This window comes from Bacillaceae bacterium S4-13-56 (genome assembly GCA_040191315.1).
Taxonomy (GTDB): Bacteria; Bacillota; Bacilli; order Bacillales; family JAWJLM01; genus JAWJLM01.
The window spans coordinates 49,116-68,386 of the sequence record JAWJLM010000016.1 but is presented as its reverse complement, the minus strand read 5'-3'; the positions used below and the strand labels follow the sequence as shown (position 1 = coordinate 68,386).

16 protein-coding genes and 2 pseudogenes are annotated in these 19,271 nt (G+C 38.1%); 4 read left to right on the top strand and 14 right to left on the bottom strand.

Annotation, left to right across the window (positions count from 1 at the left end):
* The 6 genes and pseudogenes from tnpA to RZN25_06770 all read right to left on the bottom strand — a co-directional run bounded on the left by tnpA (position 1) and on the right by RZN25_06770 (position 5,804).
* Positions 1-275: pseudogene (tnpA, locus tag RZN25_06795) on the bottom strand (IS200/IS605 family transposase).
* A 241-nt stretch (positions 276-516) separates the two neighbouring features.
* Positions 517-1,785: a UV damage repair protein UvrX gene (locus RZN25_06790; protein ID MEQ6376534.1), complete on the bottom strand. Its 1,269-nt coding sequence runs from the start codon at positions 1,783-1,785 to the stop codon at positions 517-519.
* Positions 1,786-2,181: 396 nt separating this feature from the next.
* Positions 2,182-2,265 (bottom strand): annotated as a pseudogene (locus RZN25_06785) (HAD family hydrolase).
* Positions 2,266-2,294: 29 nt separating this feature from the next.
* Positions 2,295-3,092 (bottom strand): SDR family oxidoreductase, encoded by a 798-nt coding sequence (locus tag RZN25_06780; GenBank protein MEQ6376533.1) that lies wholly within the window; start codon positions 3,090-3,092, stop codon positions 2,295-2,297.
* Positions 3,089-4,060 (bottom strand): MBL fold metallo-hydrolase, encoded by a 972-nt coding sequence (locus tag RZN25_06775; protein MEQ6376532.1) that lies wholly within the window; start codon positions 4,058-4,060, stop codon positions 3,089-3,091. Before RZN25_06775 ends, RZN25_06780 begins: the two co-directional genes overlap by 4 nt.
* Before the next feature lie 127 nt (positions 4,061-4,187).
* Complete coding sequence (locus RZN25_06770) at positions 4,188-5,804, bottom strand: M20/M25/M40 family metallo-hydrolase (protein MEQ6376531.1); 1,617 nt, start codon at positions 5,802-5,804, stop codon at positions 4,188-4,190.
* A gap of 82 nt (positions 5,805-5,886) precedes the next feature.
* On the opposite strand from RZN25_06770, the gene RZN25_06765 reads away from it, so the two are divergent.
* The gene (locus RZN25_06765; protein ID MEQ6376530.1) at positions 5,887-6,633 is read left to right on the top strand and encodes a glycerophosphodiester phosphodiesterase; all 747 of its coding nucleotides are present in this window, start codon (positions 5,887-5,889) and stop codon (positions 6,631-6,633) included.
* Positions 6,634-6,710: 77 nt separating this feature from the next.
* Positions 6,711-7,730: an NADPH dehydrogenase NamA gene (gene namA / locus RZN25_06760; protein MEQ6376529.1), complete on the top strand. Its 1,020-nt coding sequence runs from the start codon at positions 6,711-6,713 to the stop codon at positions 7,728-7,730.
* Between the two features lie 324 nt (positions 7,731-8,054).
* Here the strand turns inward: namA and RZN25_06755 are convergent, their stop codons facing one another.
* The 5 genes from RZN25_06755 to RZN25_06735 all read right to left on the bottom strand — a co-directional run bounded on the left by RZN25_06755 (position 8,055) and on the right by RZN25_06735 (position 12,636).
* Entirely contained in the window at positions 8,055-9,221 is a 1,167-nt protein-coding gene (locus RZN25_06755) for a TraB/GumN family protein (protein MEQ6376528.1), read from the bottom strand.
* 137 nt (positions 9,222-9,358) lie between these two features.
* The gene (locus tag RZN25_06750) at positions 9,359-10,111 is read right to left on the bottom strand and encodes an ATP-binding cassette domain-containing protein (GenBank protein ID MEQ6376527.1); all 753 of its coding nucleotides are present in this window, start codon (positions 10,109-10,111) and stop codon (positions 9,359-9,361) included.
* Positions 10,108-10,809 carry an ABC transporter permease gene (locus tag RZN25_06745; protein MEQ6376526.1) on the bottom strand — a complete coding sequence of 234 codons (702 nt, stop codon included), beginning with the start codon at positions 10,807-10,809 and terminating at the stop codon, positions 10,108-10,110. Before RZN25_06745 ends, RZN25_06750 begins: the two co-directional genes overlap by 4 nt.
* Positions 10,810-10,833: 24 nt before the next feature.
* Positions 10,834-11,742, bottom strand: a complete 909-nt coding sequence (locus tag RZN25_06740) for a substrate-binding domain-containing protein (protein MEQ6376525.1) — start codon at positions 11,740-11,742, stop codon at positions 10,834-10,836.
* Between the two features lie 6 nt (positions 11,743-11,748).
* Positions 11,749-12,636 (bottom strand): helix-turn-helix transcriptional regulator, encoded by an 888-nt coding sequence (locus tag RZN25_06735; GenBank protein ID MEQ6376524.1) that lies wholly within the window; start codon positions 12,634-12,636, stop codon positions 11,749-11,751.
* Between the two features lie 228 nt (positions 12,637-12,864).
* Here RZN25_06735 and rnz point away from each other — a divergent pair, with 228 nt between their 5' ends.
* The gene (gene rnz, locus RZN25_06730) at positions 12,865-13,824 is read left to right on the top strand and encodes a ribonuclease Z (GenBank protein ID MEQ6376523.1); all 960 of its coding nucleotides are present in this window, start codon (positions 12,865-12,867) and stop codon (positions 13,822-13,824) included.
* Positions 13,808-15,178 carry an aldehyde dehydrogenase gene (locus tag RZN25_06725; protein ID MEQ6376522.1) on the top strand — a complete coding sequence of 457 codons (1,371 nt, stop codon included), beginning with the start codon at positions 13,808-13,810 and terminating at the stop codon, positions 15,176-15,178. The genes rnz and RZN25_06725 overlap by 17 nt, the downstream gene beginning before the upstream one ends.
* Positions 15,179-15,231: 53 nt before the next feature.
* On the opposite strand, the gene RZN25_06720 is transcribed toward RZN25_06725, so the two are convergent.
* The 3 genes from RZN25_06720 to RZN25_06710 all read right to left on the bottom strand — a co-directional run bounded on the left by RZN25_06720 (position 15,232) and on the right by RZN25_06710 (position 18,984).
* Complete coding sequence (locus RZN25_06720) at positions 15,232-16,482, bottom strand: DNA polymerase IV (protein ID MEQ6376521.1); 1,251 nt, start codon at positions 16,480-16,482, stop codon at positions 15,232-15,234.
* Between the two features lie 166 nt (positions 16,483-16,648).
* Positions 16,649-17,608 (bottom strand): L-threonine 3-dehydrogenase, encoded by a 960-nt coding sequence (locus tag RZN25_06715; protein MEQ6376520.1) that lies wholly within the window; start codon positions 17,606-17,608, stop codon positions 16,649-16,651.
* Positions 17,609-17,796: 188 nt separating this feature from the next.
* Positions 17,797-18,984 carry a glycine C-acetyltransferase gene (locus tag RZN25_06710; protein ID MEQ6376519.1) on the bottom strand — a complete coding sequence of 396 codons (1,188 nt, stop codon included), beginning with the start codon at positions 18,982-18,984 and terminating at the stop codon, positions 17,797-17,799.
* Between the last annotated feature and the right edge of the window lie 287 nt (positions 18,985-19,271).

The window sequence follows — 19,271 nt, the reverse complement described above, 5'->3', positions numbered from 1 at the left end:
GGCTAGGCAAGTGCTGAAGGTGCGGGAACTCCGCTCTTATTTTTTAGAAGTGAATCCCTTCATTTTAGCCATGATCTCTGAAGGATTTCGTTTTGGGGGCACGTTTAAAAAATATGGGTATGGTCCTTGTCACATTCGATAGCCACAATTTGAATTTCGAATTCTTCCCACACTTCTTGTACCAATTCTTTAAACCGTTTTTCTGGATCTTCCTGCAGAAAAATCTTCCTTCTATAACGAGGGCAGAAAACAAAATGATAGTTTAATAAGGACACAGTGGTTTCCGTTCTTCTATATTCATTCCTACATTTATTTTATCACTACTTTAAATACAAACTGAAACAAATGTGTAAAAAAATGAAATCTTCAACTACTTAAAGCACCACAAACCATCGGTTTAACATGTGGTACTCCGTATTTGACCTCACTCTCCTCCCACTCCTTTAGGAGTGGGCTTTCTCGTTTGGAAAATTTGTAATCAGTTTGGGATCACCCAAACTGATTTTCTCTTTTTTGCTATTCAGCATAATGTCCGCCCACAAGCTTACTACGATGCTTTGCTGTACCTGCTTTGGTATAAGAGACAGCCCGTAAAATAGACTCGCTTCCATATTTATCACGAATTTGATCCATCACATAACCAATATCTCTTTTCTTGTCACGCCCTACATCAAATAGACTCAATTGTACCGATTCATCATCCGTAACATTAGATAACGTAATCGAAATCTTTCGGACTGTTTTTTGATCATAGAAGGTGGAAAAGAGGTCTAGACAAGCTTGATAAATTTCCATTGTAATATTGGTTGGTGGGTCAATTGTTTTTGAACGGTGAAATCCTCCACCACTTTCTTTGCTATACCCAATCCCTAAACTAATGGTTCTCCCTGCTTTTTTAGCATGTCTTGCTCGACGGGCAACCTCTTCACACATCTCTAGAATGACATGGCAAACCTCTTCAGGATCTGGATAATCCCGCATTAATATTTGGCTCTTTCCAAAACTAATTTGTCCCTGCATAATAGGGGCCCCGAGCTCTGATAAATCGACTCCCCATGCATGATAGTAAAGTTGATTCCCCATGACACCAAAAACCTTTTCCAACTGTTCCAATGGATAGTGTGCTAGTTGCTTAACAGTCTGAATTCCCATCCGATTTAATCTTTGCTCTAATCGGCTTCCAATCCCCCACATATCACGCAGGGGGGAGATAGCCCATAGTTTTTCAGGAACATCTTCATAAGTCCATTCTGCAATTCCCTTCTTTTTTGCTTCATTATCCAGACAAAGTTTAGCCATTAACATATTTGGACCAATTCCAATCGCGCTTGTGAGATGAAAAGCATCAAAAATTTCCTTTTGAATATGATTAGCTGCCTCTACAGTGTCTCCCCAAAGTCTCTCCGTCCCTGTTACATCTAAAAAGCTTTCATCCACACTATAGGTGTGAATAGCTTCTTTAGGTACATACCGATGAAATAGTCTCGTGATTTCGGCCGAAATCTCTAGATAAGTTTTCATTTGAGCAGAGACCACTACGATTCCCGGGCTGGATGGAATTTCAAATAGACGGCTTCCGGTACGAATGCCATAATCCTTTTTTAAGGCAGGAGTTGCAGCTAATACAACACTTCCAGGCCGATTTAAATCTGCTACCACCGCCAAATAACAGGTTAGCGGATCTAGTCCTCGAGAAATAGCCGCACAGCTTGCATAGAAGCTTTTCATATCCACACACAAAATTCTCCGATTAGGAAACGAACGATAGTCGACGGGAGCTTCCATAAAAATTCCTCCTTTCTCTTTGATGTTTCTATCTATATTATGCGAATATATGTTCTGTTATTCAAGAGGGAATTTTGTCCAAGAAGAAATTGCTTAGCCCACACATGAGCTAAGCAATTTCGTTATTACCATCTATTCAACACTTTTTCTTCAAAATCTCGATAATCCTTCAAATAAAAATCCGCCTTCATAATCTTCTTATTCTGAAACAAACAGGTTTTGAATCCTAACTCAAGGCCTGGGATGATATCTAACTCACGATCTCCCACAGCTAAAGCAGTGGGGTTCTAGGATACTAACAAGCTTCTCTCTGATGCCCTTATCTTTCCTTTCGGAAAGAGTTTCCACCAAAGTACTGGCTTGCATTCTCCTAAAACATTAACGGACGTATTGCCCATCTTTTAACACTTGTTTCATAGCCTTCGTATAAGCTGGATATGTATTAAACAAAGTTCCGTCAAAATCCCAAAGAATATTGATTTTATCCACAAAGGATTCCTCCAAGATAGCTACTTCTTTTCAAACTGCTTTCTTAGCACCCTCTCCATCAAAGATGGCATCATTCGATAGATAAAACTGCCTGCCTCCATCCACCCTGGCATGTTTATCTCACGTTTATTGGTATAAATGGACTTCACAACTTTTTGGGCAACCTTTGCAGGATCAAGCATATAGCTTTTGACCGCCTCTTGATACCGCCCATTTGGATCCGCCTCATCAAAAAAGTTAGTCGCGACGGGTCCTAAATTGACTGCCGTCACATGGATAGGTTCACGGTGCATTTCCAATCGAAGAGCATTCGTAAAACCTAACACCGCATGTTTCGTTGCTGAATAAACACTTGAACGTGGAGTTGCCATTTTTCCAGCCTGGGAAGCAATATTAATAATATGCCCCTCTTTTTGTAAAAGCATTTGCCCAACCATAATTTGCGTACCTTGTATTAAAGAATAAACATTTAAGTCAAACATTTTACGAGTGTTCTCAGATGTAATATCCTTCACATATTCAAATACACCCATTCCAGCATTATTAATAAAAACATGAATAGGTTTATGTTGTTCGACGATCTTGTGCAAAGTATCTTCCCACTTTTTAGAATCAGTGAGGTCACAAGGATACACATCAACTTCTTGATTATATTCTTTTTCTATGTTGTCTTTTAAAGTCAAAAGCTTAGATTCAGATCGAGCCACCAAAATAGGATGTCCACCATGACGTGCTACTTCTCGTGCGATTTCTGCTCCAATTCCTGTTGATCCTCCTGTTATTAAAACGTTTAACCCAGCTATCTGTTGGTTACTCATTGGGACTGTTCTTTCTCCTTCTCGTAATAATATAAATGGTTCTCCTTATATTCAGATGATATTAATCTTTCACTTTCCAGGTAATCTAATTGACCAATGGTTTCTGACATCGTTAACTCAAATTCCTTTTCATAATGCATGGGGAACAGTTGAACACAGATTTGAAATGCGGTTTGCGGACCTTTTTTTAACATTTCTTTTACACGCATCGCACGCTTTTCTTGTTTAAGCAACCGACTTTCAACCAATTTTTGAGGATGTGTAAATATTTCTCCATGTCCTGGTAAAACCGTTTTGATGGATAACTCCATACATTTTTTTAAATTCTCTCTGTATTGTAGTAGTGGTCGTGGTCGTTCCTCTCCAGCATTTAACGGTGGTTCTAATAAAGGATTCGAAGAAATATGGGGAAGAATATGGTCCCCAGAAAGAAAAGCTCCATCCCTTTCTCGAAAAAAAGATAGATGGCTTTGAGCATGACCGGCTGTCTCAATAACCTTCCATGCTTCATGTCCTGGAAGAGTGTCCCCTTCTTTTAATACACCAGATAACTCTCCTCGAGCAACATATTTTAAGGGACCTCTTAGAGTAGATAAAGAGGATTCAAATTCCTTAGGGACCCCACTTTGATAGTAAAGGTTTTTAAAAAAATCCTCATATCTTAGAAAATATTCTTCTTCTCTACGCAACCACTTTTGAATTTGTTGATCTCCTACTATCCCATATTTCGGATCGAACTGTTCTAATAATCCTATGTGATCTGGGTGATGATGTGTAAGAACAATTTGCTCTATGTCCTTTGGCTCTATATGATTTTTCTTCAACTGTTCCTTGAGTATATCCCATGCTTCCTTTGTTTTTACTCCTCCATCTACGAGTGTGAGTACATCTCCCTTTAAAAGGTAAAGATGAACATCCCCAACATCAAATGGAGTAGGAACTGTCATCTGTAAAATATCCTTTGTCATTACCTATTCCCCCATAACAACTATAAAATGAATAATCATTCATTTCATTGTACCTCTTTTTCTTCAATTTGTCATTTGTGGAGAAATTGTGTCATTTGTAGAAAAATCCTCAGTAAGAACTGAGGATTTAGTTTCCAAACATATACTTCAACGTTTTAGCAAGTAGATCTGGAACAACCTCAAAACTGTAGTTGACTTCCAATCTTTCCGTCCACTGATGTGGATCTCTTCCTAATGGACCAATATTTAGAATAGGCATCGTTAACATTTCGGTTATATTTTCTGGCAGTTTAAACCCTCTTCCATAGAGGGGCATATTTTCGGTTAAACATCTGTAACCTCCCTCTACCAGGCTAGGTCCAATAAAACTTAAATCAGATAATCCAGGGAAATAGTGAATTTCCTCTAATGGATAATTACCCATCTTTCTTGCATTTATTTTTGTTTCAGAAACTATATCTTGAATCCATTGATCTTCCCCTGAATGAACGGCAGGGTAAAAAGGAGGACTATAAAATAATACGATCATTGGTGCTAAATCCTTACATAAATGGGACAATTCTTGAACAAGCAAAGTCGAGAAGTCCCGATCTCCATGGTTGCGGTGAGATTGTAATAAGGACAAACGTCGCTTCACCTCTGTTTCTCCATGCCGTTTTATTGTTTCCTTGTATAGTTCTTCATAAGACAGCACCTTTATATTCATTTTTGGTGCCTCAAGTCCTTTTTCATTTTGATGAAAGGCTTTAACCTTGGAATGATAATGCTTGGTTATTTCCAAGCTAGCTTGATTTGCTGCTTCTAGTAACTTATTGGTAAGGTCTTGTAAGGATTGCTGCATATAAAACATGTTATACATAGCAACTGCTCCCACGGGGGTTTGAACAGAATACTCTTCCTTCAAATCCCGTTGCATCAGACTAACGGGAGGTGGTGTCTTTTCACCATAATTTTCTTCCACAAAATTTTCACTCAGTTCTATGTACTGAGATAAATAGCTGATCATTAAATTGGCATTCATCCCTGCAAATGGTTCACCTACATGGGTTTCTTTTCCGTAACAATAGAATCCAGGAAGAACCTTTCCGATGGATCCTGTATATAAATAATAATGGTGGTCACCAGGATATTGACTAAACATTGGTTCTCCATTAATACAAGCACGTAAATTCAATTTTTCCTTTTCTGCAATACTCTTTAACGCGGGAAGAGCAGTTAACATACCAAGAGAATTAACTTCCTCGTCTGGGACTGTTAAAAGCAATATATTCCCGTCAAATTCTCCATTCATTGCTCGTTCTAAAATAGAGAGATGAATAGTGAGTCCTGCTTTCATATCCATAGTCCCACGCCCAAATAACCAATTTCCACTTTCCAAGTCTTCTCTTGCTTGAGATGGGAGAACTTCTTTAAAATGAAGGAGCTCTTGGGTTAGGGACTTTGGATGAAAGGCTAAATTTTTCCATGAGCCATAATCTTCAACTCCAACCACATCAAAATGGCTGAGTAATACAATGGTTTCTTTGTTTGGATTGTTTTTAACAAGTGCAGTAAGCAGATGTCGTCCATCTTCTAAGGGATGTAATTGTAAGTGGTCGGGATTACCCTTGAAATACGATTCATCAATGAGTTGGTAATAGAGATATTCAACCAGAGTTAGCTCCGCCCCTGAATTTGTGACACTAGGAATCTCAACTAAGGAACATAACAAATCCAACATTTGTTCTTTTGATTGCCATTTCATAGAAACCCTCCATTACATTTGACTTTTATTCCACTTTTCCCCACAATCAGTACAGGTAAGCTACATAGAAAGGGGGATTTTCATGAAAACAATCATTTTTGCCCATCGTGGAGCAAGTAAAGAAGCTCCCGAAAACACAATGCCTGCCTTTGAGCTAGGTTACGAGCAAGGTGCTCAAGGTATTGAGACGGACGTCCAATTAACTAAGGACCGAGTCCCGGTTCTAATCCATGATGAAAAAATTAATAGAACTAGTAATTATAAGGGGTATGTTAAAGATTTTACGTATCAAGAATTGTCCCAGCTTGATTTTGGATCTTGGCATTCTTCTAAATATAAAGGTGCCTCCATTATAACATTAGATTCCTTCTTGGAATGGGCCCAACACAAATCCTTATTGATCAATATAGAATTAAAGACGAATGTTCTTGAATATGAAGGAATAGAAGAAATTGTGCTAGACAGGATTAATCACTACGATATGTTCAATCGTACGGTTTGCTCTAGTTTTAATCCAAATACTATTAAGAGGTTACATCATTTAGATCCCCGCCTTGAAACAGCCTTACTAACTAAACAAAAACTCAAAAATTTAGATTCCACCCTTCATAAAATTGGCTCTCGTGCGTTTCATACGAAATACAGAAACCTTTCAGAATCACTAGTAAAAGCTTGTAAGAGTCATAAAATACCACTCAGAATATACACAGTAAACAATCCTGCTCATATGATTAGATGCTTTCACTTAGGTGTGACAGGAATATTTACGGATCTGCCTGCACTTGCCTTGGAATACAAAAAAATAGTGGAGGAAACGAATCATTCGTAAGCAAAATATTGGATACTTGCACTGCACTAAAGTTACACTATTCACATACATGATTTTTGTAAAAGGAGACGACGAAATTGAACGTAAAATTATTTGAACCCTACTCTATAAATCAGCTACTACTTAAAAATCGAATTGTTATGGCTCCTATGTGTATGTATTCGTGTACTCCTGAGGATGGCACTGTCCAACCGTTTCATATGACCCACTATGAATCTCGTGCCATAGGGCAGGTAGGTCTTATCATTGTGGAAGCAACTGCTGTTCAACCAGAAGGGAGGATTTCAACGAAGGATCTTGGAATATGGTCAGACCATCAACTAGAGGGGTTGAAATTTCTGGCGGAACGAGTCCATTGTCATGATGCTAAAATCGGAATTCAATTAGGGCATGCGGGCAGAAAAGCAAGAGTGAATGAAGATATTTTTGCACCTAGTTCCATTCCATTTAATGAGCAAATGAAGATTCCGAAACAGATGACCATATCTGATATTCAAAGAACGGTTTCAGCTTTTAAAGATGCTGCAAAGAGAGCCGCAACTATTGGGTTTGATGTTATTGAAATTCATGGAGCACATGGTTATCTAGTCAATCAGTTTCTGTCACCTCTGACAAATAAGCGGTCAGACGAATATGGTGGATCCTTAGAAAACCGTTATCGCCTGTTAAAAGAAATCATTGATGGAGTTAAAGAAGAATTTGATGGTCCCATCTTTGTCAGAATTTCCGCCAACGAATATGATGCAGATGGCAATAAAATGGAAGACTTTTATCAGATAGCAGAATGGATGAAGGAGCAAGGAGTTTCTTTAATTGATTGTAGTACAGGTGGTGTTATACCTGTAGGAGTCCCATCATTTCCTGGTTACCAAGTTCCATATGCTGAACAAATTAAACATAAGGCCGGGATTCCAACAGGGGCTGTAGGACTAATTACAAGTCCTCTTCATGCTGAAGAAATTGTTCAAAATGAGCGGGCAGATCTCGTTTTCTTAGCCCGTGAACTTCTTCGCGATCCTTATTGGCCAAGAAGAGCCGCAAAAGAACTTGGATACCCTATAGAAAGCCCAAAACAATACGAACGTGGATGGAACTAATGGTTAAAAGTTTTACCAAACTTGCAAAATAAAGTGAACCTTCAATCAGTGGCCTCCCCACTGATTGTTAGCACTCAAGGGTATGACCTAAAGGTCCTTGAACCAATCGGACATTTGCGTGCAGCCAACCATGAAAGCAAGCTTCACCAACAAGATGAAAAATTTAATGTTTTATTTTTAGGAGAGTTTATTCCCACCTACTCTTTTCGTTTCACTTAATTAAGACTTGAGGTGGGGGTATACTACCCGTTCATGCGAGATAAAAGATGATTCCTCCATTTGGGGGAATCATCCTTTTTTATGCGTGATGGCACTCACAGATATTTATAGATTTTCTAAGAACAAACGCACAACATCTGCTCCTCCTATTACAGTTCCTAATGTGCTTCCTAAGTTCGCAAACACAACCACTAGAAGGATTCTTGTCACTCTGTTATTCCAGAATCCTTTAACAGAATAAACATCTTCTGCTAAATTTTCAAAATCCGTAACATTGGGACGTTTGAAATATGCTTGTACTAAACCTGCAAACCACCCAGCTGCCATTAGTGGATTAAGGGATGTTATGGGGGCAACTATAAATGCGGTTAAAATAGCTAAAGGATGAGCAAAAGCAATGGCTGATCCAATGGCCGATAACGTTCCATTCCAAATGATCCAGCTTAGGGTTTGTGCTAAACCAGCAGAAGGATTAGTGACAAGGGTATACAAAATGATACTTATAATTATTATCGGTATCGACCAACCAATAATCTTAGGTACTTTTGATTTAGGTGGTTTTTCTGTAATCTTAGACAAATCATGATCTTTATAAATTTCCTTGGAGATTCCCGGAATATGGGCTGCACCCAATACTGCTACCACTTTATTCCCTGGGGCTTCTTTTATTTTTTGTGCTAAATATTGATCTCTTTCATCAACTAAGTGATGTTTTAACTTTGGAAAAGCCACTGTAATTTCCTGTAGCATAGAAGAAAGCATATCTTCAGATTTCATTTTTTCCAAATCTTCCTCAGAAATCGTCTCTTTATCAAAAATACTGTATATGAGGCTTAAGAGAAGCTTGAACTTTCCCATTGTTCCTACGCCATGCCAAATCCGGGAAAAAGTGATTTGTATATCCCTATCAGCTAATACTAGTTCCGCTCCTACTTCCTTCGCAGACTCGATCCCTTGCATCATTTCTTGCCCTGCTTTAATCCCCAGTTGCTTAGCCATTCTTTTTTGAAAAGAAGAAACCACTAAATTCATTAGAAGCAAGGTAGATTTCTTTTCTTTAATGACCCGAAAGATATCCATGTCCTTCCACTTGTTACCGCTTTGTAAAGACTGAAATCGTTGTTGGTCAAGTTCAACACATACGGAGTCTGGTCTCTCAGCATCTATAACCTCTTTCACTTGTTCCGCACTTTTTTTTGATACATGAGCGGTCCCGACTAAAATAATTTCCTTCTGATTGATATGTAATCGTGTAATATTTTGATCTGGCATAATTACCTTCCTTATTTACATTCTATGTTCCGTAAAAATAAAACTATTTCCATTATACAATAGTTCCTAGACAAAAATCGATGAAAAGAAAGAATGGTGCTTAAGAATTCTTAAGCACCACATTTTAAAAAAGGAAATTAAATATTTTCTTTTAATGGACGAGTCCATTCTTTTATGAACTGTTTGGTATCGGGAGGAAGTTCGATACTTAATATTTCGCTAGGTTTACATTTTGGGAAGTTTTGTTTCTTATCTATGATCATGACATGGTCGCAAAGAAACTCAATCTCCTGGTAATCGTGACTAATAAAAAAAACGGTAATATTTTCTTCGTCTATAACCTTTTTCACATCATGGATAAGTTTTCTTTTCGTAGGTAAGTCTAATGCAGAAAAGGGTTCATCCAAGAATAGAATCGATGGTTGATAGACTAGAGCTCTGGCTAAGGCAACTCTCTGTTTTTCTCCACCTGATAGGGCTCTAGCATTCTTTTTAGCTAAATGTGCTATTTGAAAGATTTCCATCCAATAGGCTACCTGTTCTCTAAGAAAAGATTTTTTTTCTTGGCGAAAAGATAGGCCTAATCCTATATTCTTCTCCACAGACATATCAAACATTTGAGCGGACTGGAAGACAACAGATATTTCTCTACGCAGTTGTTGCTCCATTCCACCAGGGTATACCGTATTTCCTTTAAAACTAATTTCACCCGAGTATGGTTTTTCAAGGAGAGAGAGCATCTTCAATAAGGTGCTTTTCCCTGCTCCATTGGGACCAATACATCCCAGTACTTCTCCGGAATAAATTTGTATGTCCCTTACTTCTAATAAGGTTTGATTTCCTTTTTGTTGCACTAGGTTTTTCCCACGAATGATTGTAGAGTGATTCATCGATTTTGTCCTCCGCGTTGTTGTAAAGCTGTTAATCCAGATGTTATCAAATACGTTATGGTTAATAGGATTACAGAAATTCCTATTGCAAGGGCAGTATTCCCTTTAGAAGTTTCCATAACAGTAGCAGTAGTTAACACTCGGGTGTACCCCTTAATGTTTCCCCCAACCATCATGGAGGCTCCCACTTCAGATATAACTGCTCCAAATCCAGCGATGATTGCTGCTAGTATAGAAAAACGTGCTTCTTTTAGTAGAAGCCAAATTCCTTGTAGCTTACTAGCTCCTAATGCTTTCACTTGATATCGCATTTCCTTATCAATGCTCATCATGGCAGCAGCAGTCAATCCCATAATTACTGGTGAAGCTATAATTGCCTGGGCAATGATGATGGCTGTTGGTGTGAAAAGTAGTTCCATAAAGCCTAAAGGACCGTTTCTGGCTAGTAAAATAAAGACCCATAGACCTACTACAACAGGAGGAAATCCCATAGCCATATTGACGATACTCATAATGATTTTTCTTCCAGGAAACTGAACCCAGGCTAGTACCAACCCAGAAGGAACTCCAATCAAAAGAGAAATAAGCGTAGCAATACCTGAAACTTTTAATGTTAGCCAAGTAATTTGATAGATTTCTGGATCTCCCGTTATAAGAAGACGTATGGCTTCTAGTATTCCTTCTACAATGTAATCCATGGACATCACCTAAATATTTAGTAGTTAGTTAGCATCTGGGAAGAACAATGGTTGACCATATTTTTCTTTACCAAATTCCCTAATAACCTCTTGAACATCTTCTCTAATCATAAAGTCAACGAAAGTTTCTGCTGGCTCAGCTTTAATTTTATCATTAAGTTCAGGGTTAACCTGCATCACATGATAAATATTAAATAATTCATCGGCTCCTTCAAAAACGATTTCAAGATCCATCTCACTCTGGAGAGCTAGATAAGTAGCACGGTCAGTCATTGTATATCCAGCTTTTTGATCAGCTACTTTTAAAGTGTCTCCCATACCTGACCCTGTCTCTTGATACGTTTGTCCTGTTGGTATTTCCACTCCAGCTAATTCCCACAGAGAAAGCTCCATTTTATGTGTTCCAGAATCATCTCCACGGGATACAAAAATACCTTCTTCAGAAGAAGCGAAAGTTGTAAAAACATCTTTAAGTGAATCTAATTCTTTTATTCCTAATGGGTCGGCTTTTGGACCGACTATGACAAAGTCGTTATGCATAACAAGTTGATAATTGATTGCCTGTCCACCATCTACTAACTCCTGTTCAGAAGCTGGAGCATGTGTTAGTAGAGCATCTGCTTCTCCGTTTTTACCCATATCTAATGCTTTACCAGTTCCGACAGCAATAGTTTTTACTTGGTATCCCGTTTCTTCCTCGAACATAGGAACAAGAACATCTAATAGTCCTGAATCTTGTGTACTAGTAGTTGTTGCTAAAATAAAAAAGTCATCTTCTGATGCATTGGCATTTCTATTTTCCTCTTTACTATTTGCATCATTTTCTTGTGTTTCATTACTTACATTTTCACTGCCTTGTGCATCACTATCTGAACAAGCTACAAGACCTACTGCAAACAATAATAACATGAATACATACAGAATTTTCTTCATTTTTTGTTACCCCCTAATTTTTTGAATCGAGTCTAAAGAAAAAGGATTGATCCCCAATCTTTGAATATCCTCCATGAATAGAGGATCTTTAAATACATCATCAAGTCGTTGACATGCTGCACTCTCCACAAACTCTTCTCTCATAACCCACTGGTATGGTTCCTTTTTTAAAGGATAAAAAGATAAATCCCATTTTTTCGCAGTATCTTCTGTCAATAGACCTAAATCCTTTTTCCCAAGATGAACCTGCGAAGCTGTCTCGTCATGTGTACTACATTCATCTTTATAACCTTTTACTAGATTTGGATTAATCCCATGTTTCCTTAGATAATAGTCTAATACCACTCTAGTCCCTGAACCTCTTTGGCGATTAGCTAAAGAAAGGTGGTTTTTCAGTAGCGACCAATCAGATGGATCGACTCCACTGTCCTTCTTATATCCCCATCCAATGGTTCTTTCCATAAATGTAAACGTAAATAATTGTTCACCTGGAAAGAGTCTTTTTATGTAGGGAATATTATACGTTTCTGTTTCTGAATCAAATAAGTGACACCCAGCAATATCACTTTTTTCATAATATAGTGCCATCAATCCTTCTAAACTACCAACATAGGAAGGGAATATCGTGATCTTAGGCTTTAATCCTTCTATAAAATTTGCCATAACCGGATCATGGCTACCTATAAACACAATGGGTTCTAATACACTATGACTGATGACTGCTTTCTGCTCACCTTGATGTAAGTAGGTGTCCAGATCCTTTTGATCAATCCTTAATCTTCTTCCAACACGGGAGGCCTTTATTTCATTTCTCTTAATCATTTCATAGATCGTATACTTTGATAATTTTAAAAGACTTGCTACTTCTTCTGGAGTATAGAAGGTCTGACTCATCTTCTCCACCACCTTTCAGTTAGTTTTAGTTTGGTTGAGTTTGGTTTAGTTGGTTTTAGTATAACTTATTTACTACGGTTTTCCATATAGGAAATGGTGAAAATTTTGTGACTGTCACAAATTATCCAGATACAAAATTGCCATATATGTGTCCTAGAATACTCATTTCCTTTTCCGCATCCCAAAGAACTGCTATGATTACAATAGCAACAGGAAGAAGGTGAAAATATGAAAATCGTTTTTCTTGGAACAGGTGCAGGGCTACCTTCCAAACAACGGAATGTCTCTTCCCTTGTTCTTGAAATGCCTCAGGTGAGACAAGCCTCATGGATGTTTGACTGTGGAGAGGCTACACAGCACCAAATGCTACATACATCTATTCGTCCTGGAAAAATCGAAAAAATATGGGTTACACATATGCATGGTGACCATATCTTTGGTCTGCCTGGTTTCTTAAGTAGTCGATCTTTTCAAGGTGGAGAATCTTCTCCATTGACTATTTATGGACCTAAAGGGATAAAAGAATATGTTGAAACGTCGTTATCCTTAAGCGGGACACACCTCTCCTATCCATTACATTTTGTAGAAATAATAGAGGATGGTTTGCTTTTTGAAGACGATCAGATCATGGTTTTTTCTAAAAGACTTTCACACGGTGTCCCATGCTTTGGATATCGAATAGAAGAAAAAGACCGACCAGGTGAATTGATACCAGAAAAGTTGAAAGCCATTGGAATTCAACCCGGACCTATTTATAGGCAGATAAAAGAACAAGAAACCATTGAACTCGATGACGGGACCATTCTAAAGCAATCCGAATTCGTTGGTCCGAAGAAAAAAGGAAGAATCATCTCCATTTTAGGGGATACTCGCTTCCCTTTTCGACAACAATCATTTGTTGAAAATTCAGATTTACTTGTTCATGAAGCGACATTTTCACCTGATGATGTTGAGATTGCTCACCAATATTTCCATTCCACTGTAAAACAGGCGGCAGAACTTGCCTCTTCAAGTCATGTAAAGAGATTATTATTAAATCACATTTCCTCTAGATATGTACAAGATCTTGAAATTCAACAGTTAGAAAAAGAAGCTCAACTAATATTTCCAAATTCAAAAGTCACCTATGATTTCTACGAAGAATCGATTCCTATAGGAAGGAGCGAAAAACATGAAGAATGTAAATGAGTTGTTAGAGAGGCAAAAGCGATTTTTTTATAGTGAAAAAACCAAAACTCTGGATTTTCGCTTACAGCAATTAGACAAGCTGAAAGATATGATTGCAAACAATGAAGCAAAGATCATGGAGGCGCTAAAAAAAGATTTAAACAAGTCCGAATTTGAAGCGTTCACGACAGAAATTGGATTTCTGTATATGGAACTAAAAGAAGTAAGGAAAAAATTAAGATCCTGGATGGAGCCTGAAAAGGTAACCAATCCAATTACCCATAAAGGTGCAAAAAGCAGAATTTATAAAGACCCTTATGGGGTTGCATTAGTCATTGCACCATGGAATTACCCCTTTCAGCTTGCGTTGGCACCTGTCATTGGTGCTATTGCAGCGGGAAACTGTGTCATATTAAAGCCTTCTGAACTTACTCCTAATGTTTCCCGCTTGTTGGCAGAATTGGTTGCGCAATATTTTAATGAGGAATATTTTACTGTTGTTGAAGGGGCAGTAAAGGAAACACAAGAGCTTCTCTCCTCAAGAGTAGATTATATCTTTTTTACAGGGAGTGTCCGAGTAGGAAAAATTGTTATGGAGAAAGCAAGCAAATACCTTACACCACACACACTAGAACTTGGAGGAAAAAGCCCTACAATTGTAGATCATGATGCAAACCTCGAAATAGCTGCAAAACGGATTGCCTGGGCCAAATTCACTAATGCAGGACAAACCTGCATAGCTCCTGACTACTTATTTGTTCATGAGAAGGTCAAAGAACAGTTTATCGATTTACTTAAAAAATCGACGGAAGATTTATACGGGAATGCACTAAAAAATCCAGATTATGGTCGAATCGTTAGTGATGGCCACTATGAACGTTTAAAAAGCTTTCTCTTACATGCTAAAGTTCTATTTGGTGGGAATAGTGAGGATAAAGAATTAATCATTGAGCCAACCTTCCTTGGAGATATAGGCTGGGATGACCCTGTTATGCAAGAAGAAATATTTGGTCCCCTTTTACCTGTTCTCACATTTACATCTATAGAGACAGTAATAGAGCAAGTCCGTAACCATGAAAAACCACTAGCACTTTATTATTTTTCTGAGTCAAAGGAAAAACAAGAGAAAATACTTACTCAGCTTACCTTTGGTGGAGGATGTATAAATGATGCTCTATTCCATATTGCTAATCCTTACCTACCTTTTGGTGGTGTTGGTCAAAGTGGAACGGGCGCCTATCATGGAAAAGCAAGCTTTGATACCTTTACACATCAGAAGAGTGTTGTACATCAAACGACTAAATTTGATTTCCCATTTCGCTATCCAGGGAATAAGCAAGGGATAAAACTAATCAAAAAGCTCATGCGCCCATAAGCTAAAAATCAAAAAGAGACAATCTTTCGGAGTCCCGAACAAATTGTCTCTTTTTATGTTTTAAAATCATCTAAAAAATCTTTCTGAAAACTAGTGGTAGGTGTACTATCCTCATACTTTTTGTCCTTAAATGGTTTGAAAATCTCTTTCCCATACCTTTCTGTCAAATGGTCCATAGCTTCATATAGTTTCTCTTTTTTCGCAAAATCTTGGTAAGAAAAAAGATCCAACTGTTGTACAGCTTCTTGTTTTTCAATTAAATGTTGAGCAGTAACCCCTAGTAAACGCACAGGTTCACCGTTCCAATGATCTTCGAATAATTGTTTTACAATCGGGAATATTTCATCTGCTCGATGAACAAAAGCATTTAGTTGTTTACTGCGTGTCACAGTTTTTCGGTCATGGTAGCGAATCGTGATTTGAAGATTTTGTGCAAATACTTGCTTTCTATCCATTCTTTGCTCCACTTTCTTAATAAGTTTAAGAAAGAGTTGTTCAATACGCTTTTCATCCGTTGTATCCTCAGGTAATGTTTCTGAATTCCCAATGCTTTTAAAATCATGAACCGCATCAGGATCAACTGGACGTGGATCAATTCCGTTGGCACGATTTTTGAGTCTTTCTCCATTAATTCCTAAAACATGTTTTAAAGTTAAAACATCCGATTTTGCAAGATCACCTATTGTAAATATACTCAAAGGTTCCAGCTTTTTAGCGGTTTGCTTCCCAACTCCATACATTTCATGAACTGGCATTGGCCACAGCTTTTCTGGGATGTCTCGTTTTCTGAGAACTGTTAATCCCATCGGCTTCTTCATGTCAGACGCCATCTTAGCAAGAAACTTGTTAGGAGCTATCCCAATGCTACATGGCAAATCCAACTCACACAATATTCGTTGTTGAATATTTTTGGCTATCTCAAGAGGGGATCCTTGTTCCTCACAATCTGTTATATCCATATAACCTTCATCAATGGAGACAGGTTGAACCTGTGGGGTCACTTCTGAAAGAATGGAAAACATTTGTCTAGATGCTTCTCTATATCTTTGGAAATTCGGACGCATGACTATAAGCTCTGGACATAGTTTTTTAGCTTCCCATAATGGCATGGTTGTTTTTACACCTTTGGCTCGTGCTTCATAGCTACTTGTCACGATAATCCCACGTCTTTCTTCTGGGTTTCCAGCAATAGCGAGCGACTTCCCTTTTAGAGTAGGATCATAAGCCATTTCTACTGATGCATAAAAACTATTCATATCCACATGCAAAATGACTCGTCCATTTTTGGGATACCATCTCGACATTGCTCTCACCACTTTTCGTACTATTATCTATTTATTATAACATTTGAACAAAAAAGTTGGTTAGGTAAGTATTTAATGTACGCAAGAGGAGTTATTTCCCTCTCATAAAAAAAGAAATACCCCAAAAGTCAGATTTCAATCCAACTCTCGGGGTGCAACACTATATTTATGCTTCCATTTTGATTTTTAACTTACTTAGCATATCAGCTGTCATTTTATCAAGGTCATAATGTGGTTTAAATCCCCACTCTTCAAAGGCAGCAGTAGAATCAATAGAATCTGGCCAGCTTTCCGCAATTTTTTGGCGAATAGGATCAACGTCGTAGTCTAGTTTAAAAGAAGGGATATGCTGACGGATCGATGTTGCAATGCTCTCAGGATCCACGCTCATGCTAGTAATATTAAATGCGTTTCGGTGAATAAGTTTAGAGGGGTCAGCCTCCATAAGATGAATGATCGCATTTAATGCATCAGGCATATACATCATATCCATAAAGGTCCCTTTATCAATGTAAGAAGTATATTTACCCTCGTTTACCGCCTTGTAGTATATATCAACGGCATAGTCGGTGGTTCCTCCCCCTGGAGGTGTTACGTAGGAAATTAATCCTGGAAACCTTACTCCCCTTGTATCCACACCAAACTTATTGTAATAATAATCGCACAAGAGCTCTCCTGATACTTTATTTACTCCATACATGGTGGTTGGGCGCTGAATGGTATCCTGTGGTGTATTGACTTTTGGTGTACTTGGCCCAAAAGCACCAATGGAACTTGGTGTAAAAAATTGAGTATTCAGCTCTCTTGCCGTTTCTAAAGCTTGAACAAGTCCACCCATATTAACATTCCATGCAACTAAAGGGCTTTTTTCGGCAGTTGCGGATAGAAGAGCTGCCAAATGCATAATTGTATCTACATTATATTTTTTTGCGGCCTCATAAATGGCACCGTCTTTTGTTACATCAATAATTTCGAAAGGACCTTCTTTGACTACCCCACTATCGGTTTTTCGAATATCTGATGCAATCACATTTTCTGTTCCATACTGTTGACGCAACTTTACCACTAACTCAGAACCAATCTGACCTAGGGCTCCTGTTACTAAGATTTTTTTCAAATCTCCCACCCCTCTCTTTAAATAAAGCGAAACTTCAATCAGTGACAGTCGCCCACTGATTGTTAGCACCCAAGGGCATGGCCTAAAGGCCCTTGAACCAATCGGACATTCACGGGCAGTTTATCCCCACCTGCTCTTTTCGTTTCCTTAAGACTTGAGGTGGGGCTATTACTGACCGTTAATGCGGGATAAACAACTTATAGTAAGCCCAGCTCTTTTCCTATTTTCTCATAGGCTTCAATCGCCTGATCAAGCATTTCCTTCGTATGTGCAGCTGATGGCATGTTTCGAACACGACCTGCCCCTCTAGGAACAGTTGGAAAAACAATAGACTTTGCATAAACTCCTTCTTCATATAAACGTTTACTAAATGTTTGCGTTAATTTCTCTTCCCCAAGAATAACCGGTGTTATTGGAGTCTCACTCTTCCCAATATCAAATCCAATTCTACTTAGTCCATCTTTCAAGTACTGACTATTTTCCCAAAGACGATCCTGCAATTCAGTACTTTCCATTAACAAATCAATGGATTTAATACATGCTGCTACATCCCCTGGTGGGAGGGCTGTTGAAAATAAAAATGGACGACTTTGGACTTTTAACCAATCAATGAGATTTTTCTTTCCTGCTACATATCCACCAACAACTCCGATGGCTTTGGAAAGTGTACCAATTTGGAAGTCTACTTTATCAGATAGTCCAAAATGCTTTACTGTTCCGGCGCCTTTCCCAAGGACACCTGATCCGTGAGCATCATCAACATAAGTAATTAAGTCAAACTCTTCCGCAATTTCTACGATTTCAGGCAACTTTGCTACATCGCCATCCATGGAAAATACACCATCTGTAATGACCATAACTTTGTTGTATTGACCAGAATCTTTTGCTTCTTTGGCCTTTTGACGAAGATCATCCATGTCGGAGTGATTGAAGCGAATAACCTTGGCTCTTGAAAGACGACAACCGTCAATAATGGAAGCATGGTTTAATTCGTCAGAAAGAATGGCATCCTCTTTGTTCATTACCGCAGATATAGCCGCCATATTACAGTTAAAACCAGATTGATAGGCAATAGCTGCTTCCGTATGTTTAAATTCAGCCAGCTTTTTTTCTAATTCTTCGTGAAGTTCCATAGTCCCATTAATTGTTCGAACAGCACCTGCACCAACGCCAAACTTATCAATTGCATTCTTGGCAACATCTTTTAATCGTTCATCAGTTGCTAAACCGAGATAATTATTGGAAGAAAGATTAATTAGTTCCTTCCCTCGGATGATTACTTTTGGTCCATTTGCACTCTGAATAGGGTCTATCTCGTTATAAAGACCTCTACTTTTCAATTCCTCTAAGTTTGATTGTAAAAATTCTTGCAATACTTTTGCCATGGGAACAAACCTCCTAATTATTCTATTCATATGTAAGTGTTCTTGTTCGTAGATAATACCGCATTGTCCTTTTAGCGCGGACATTTGTTCTGTGGTAAAAAACTAATTACACAGGTTTTCACAGCGATATTATAACATATATTTATCATATTGTTTATACCCAAAAGACATACATAGTTAACCTATATTTTTTGGAAAACTTACCTAAAGTTTATTTTCATTCTATCCAATGACAGTTTAAGTATTCGGAAATAACAAAACCCCAGCTCATAACCATCGAAATGAGG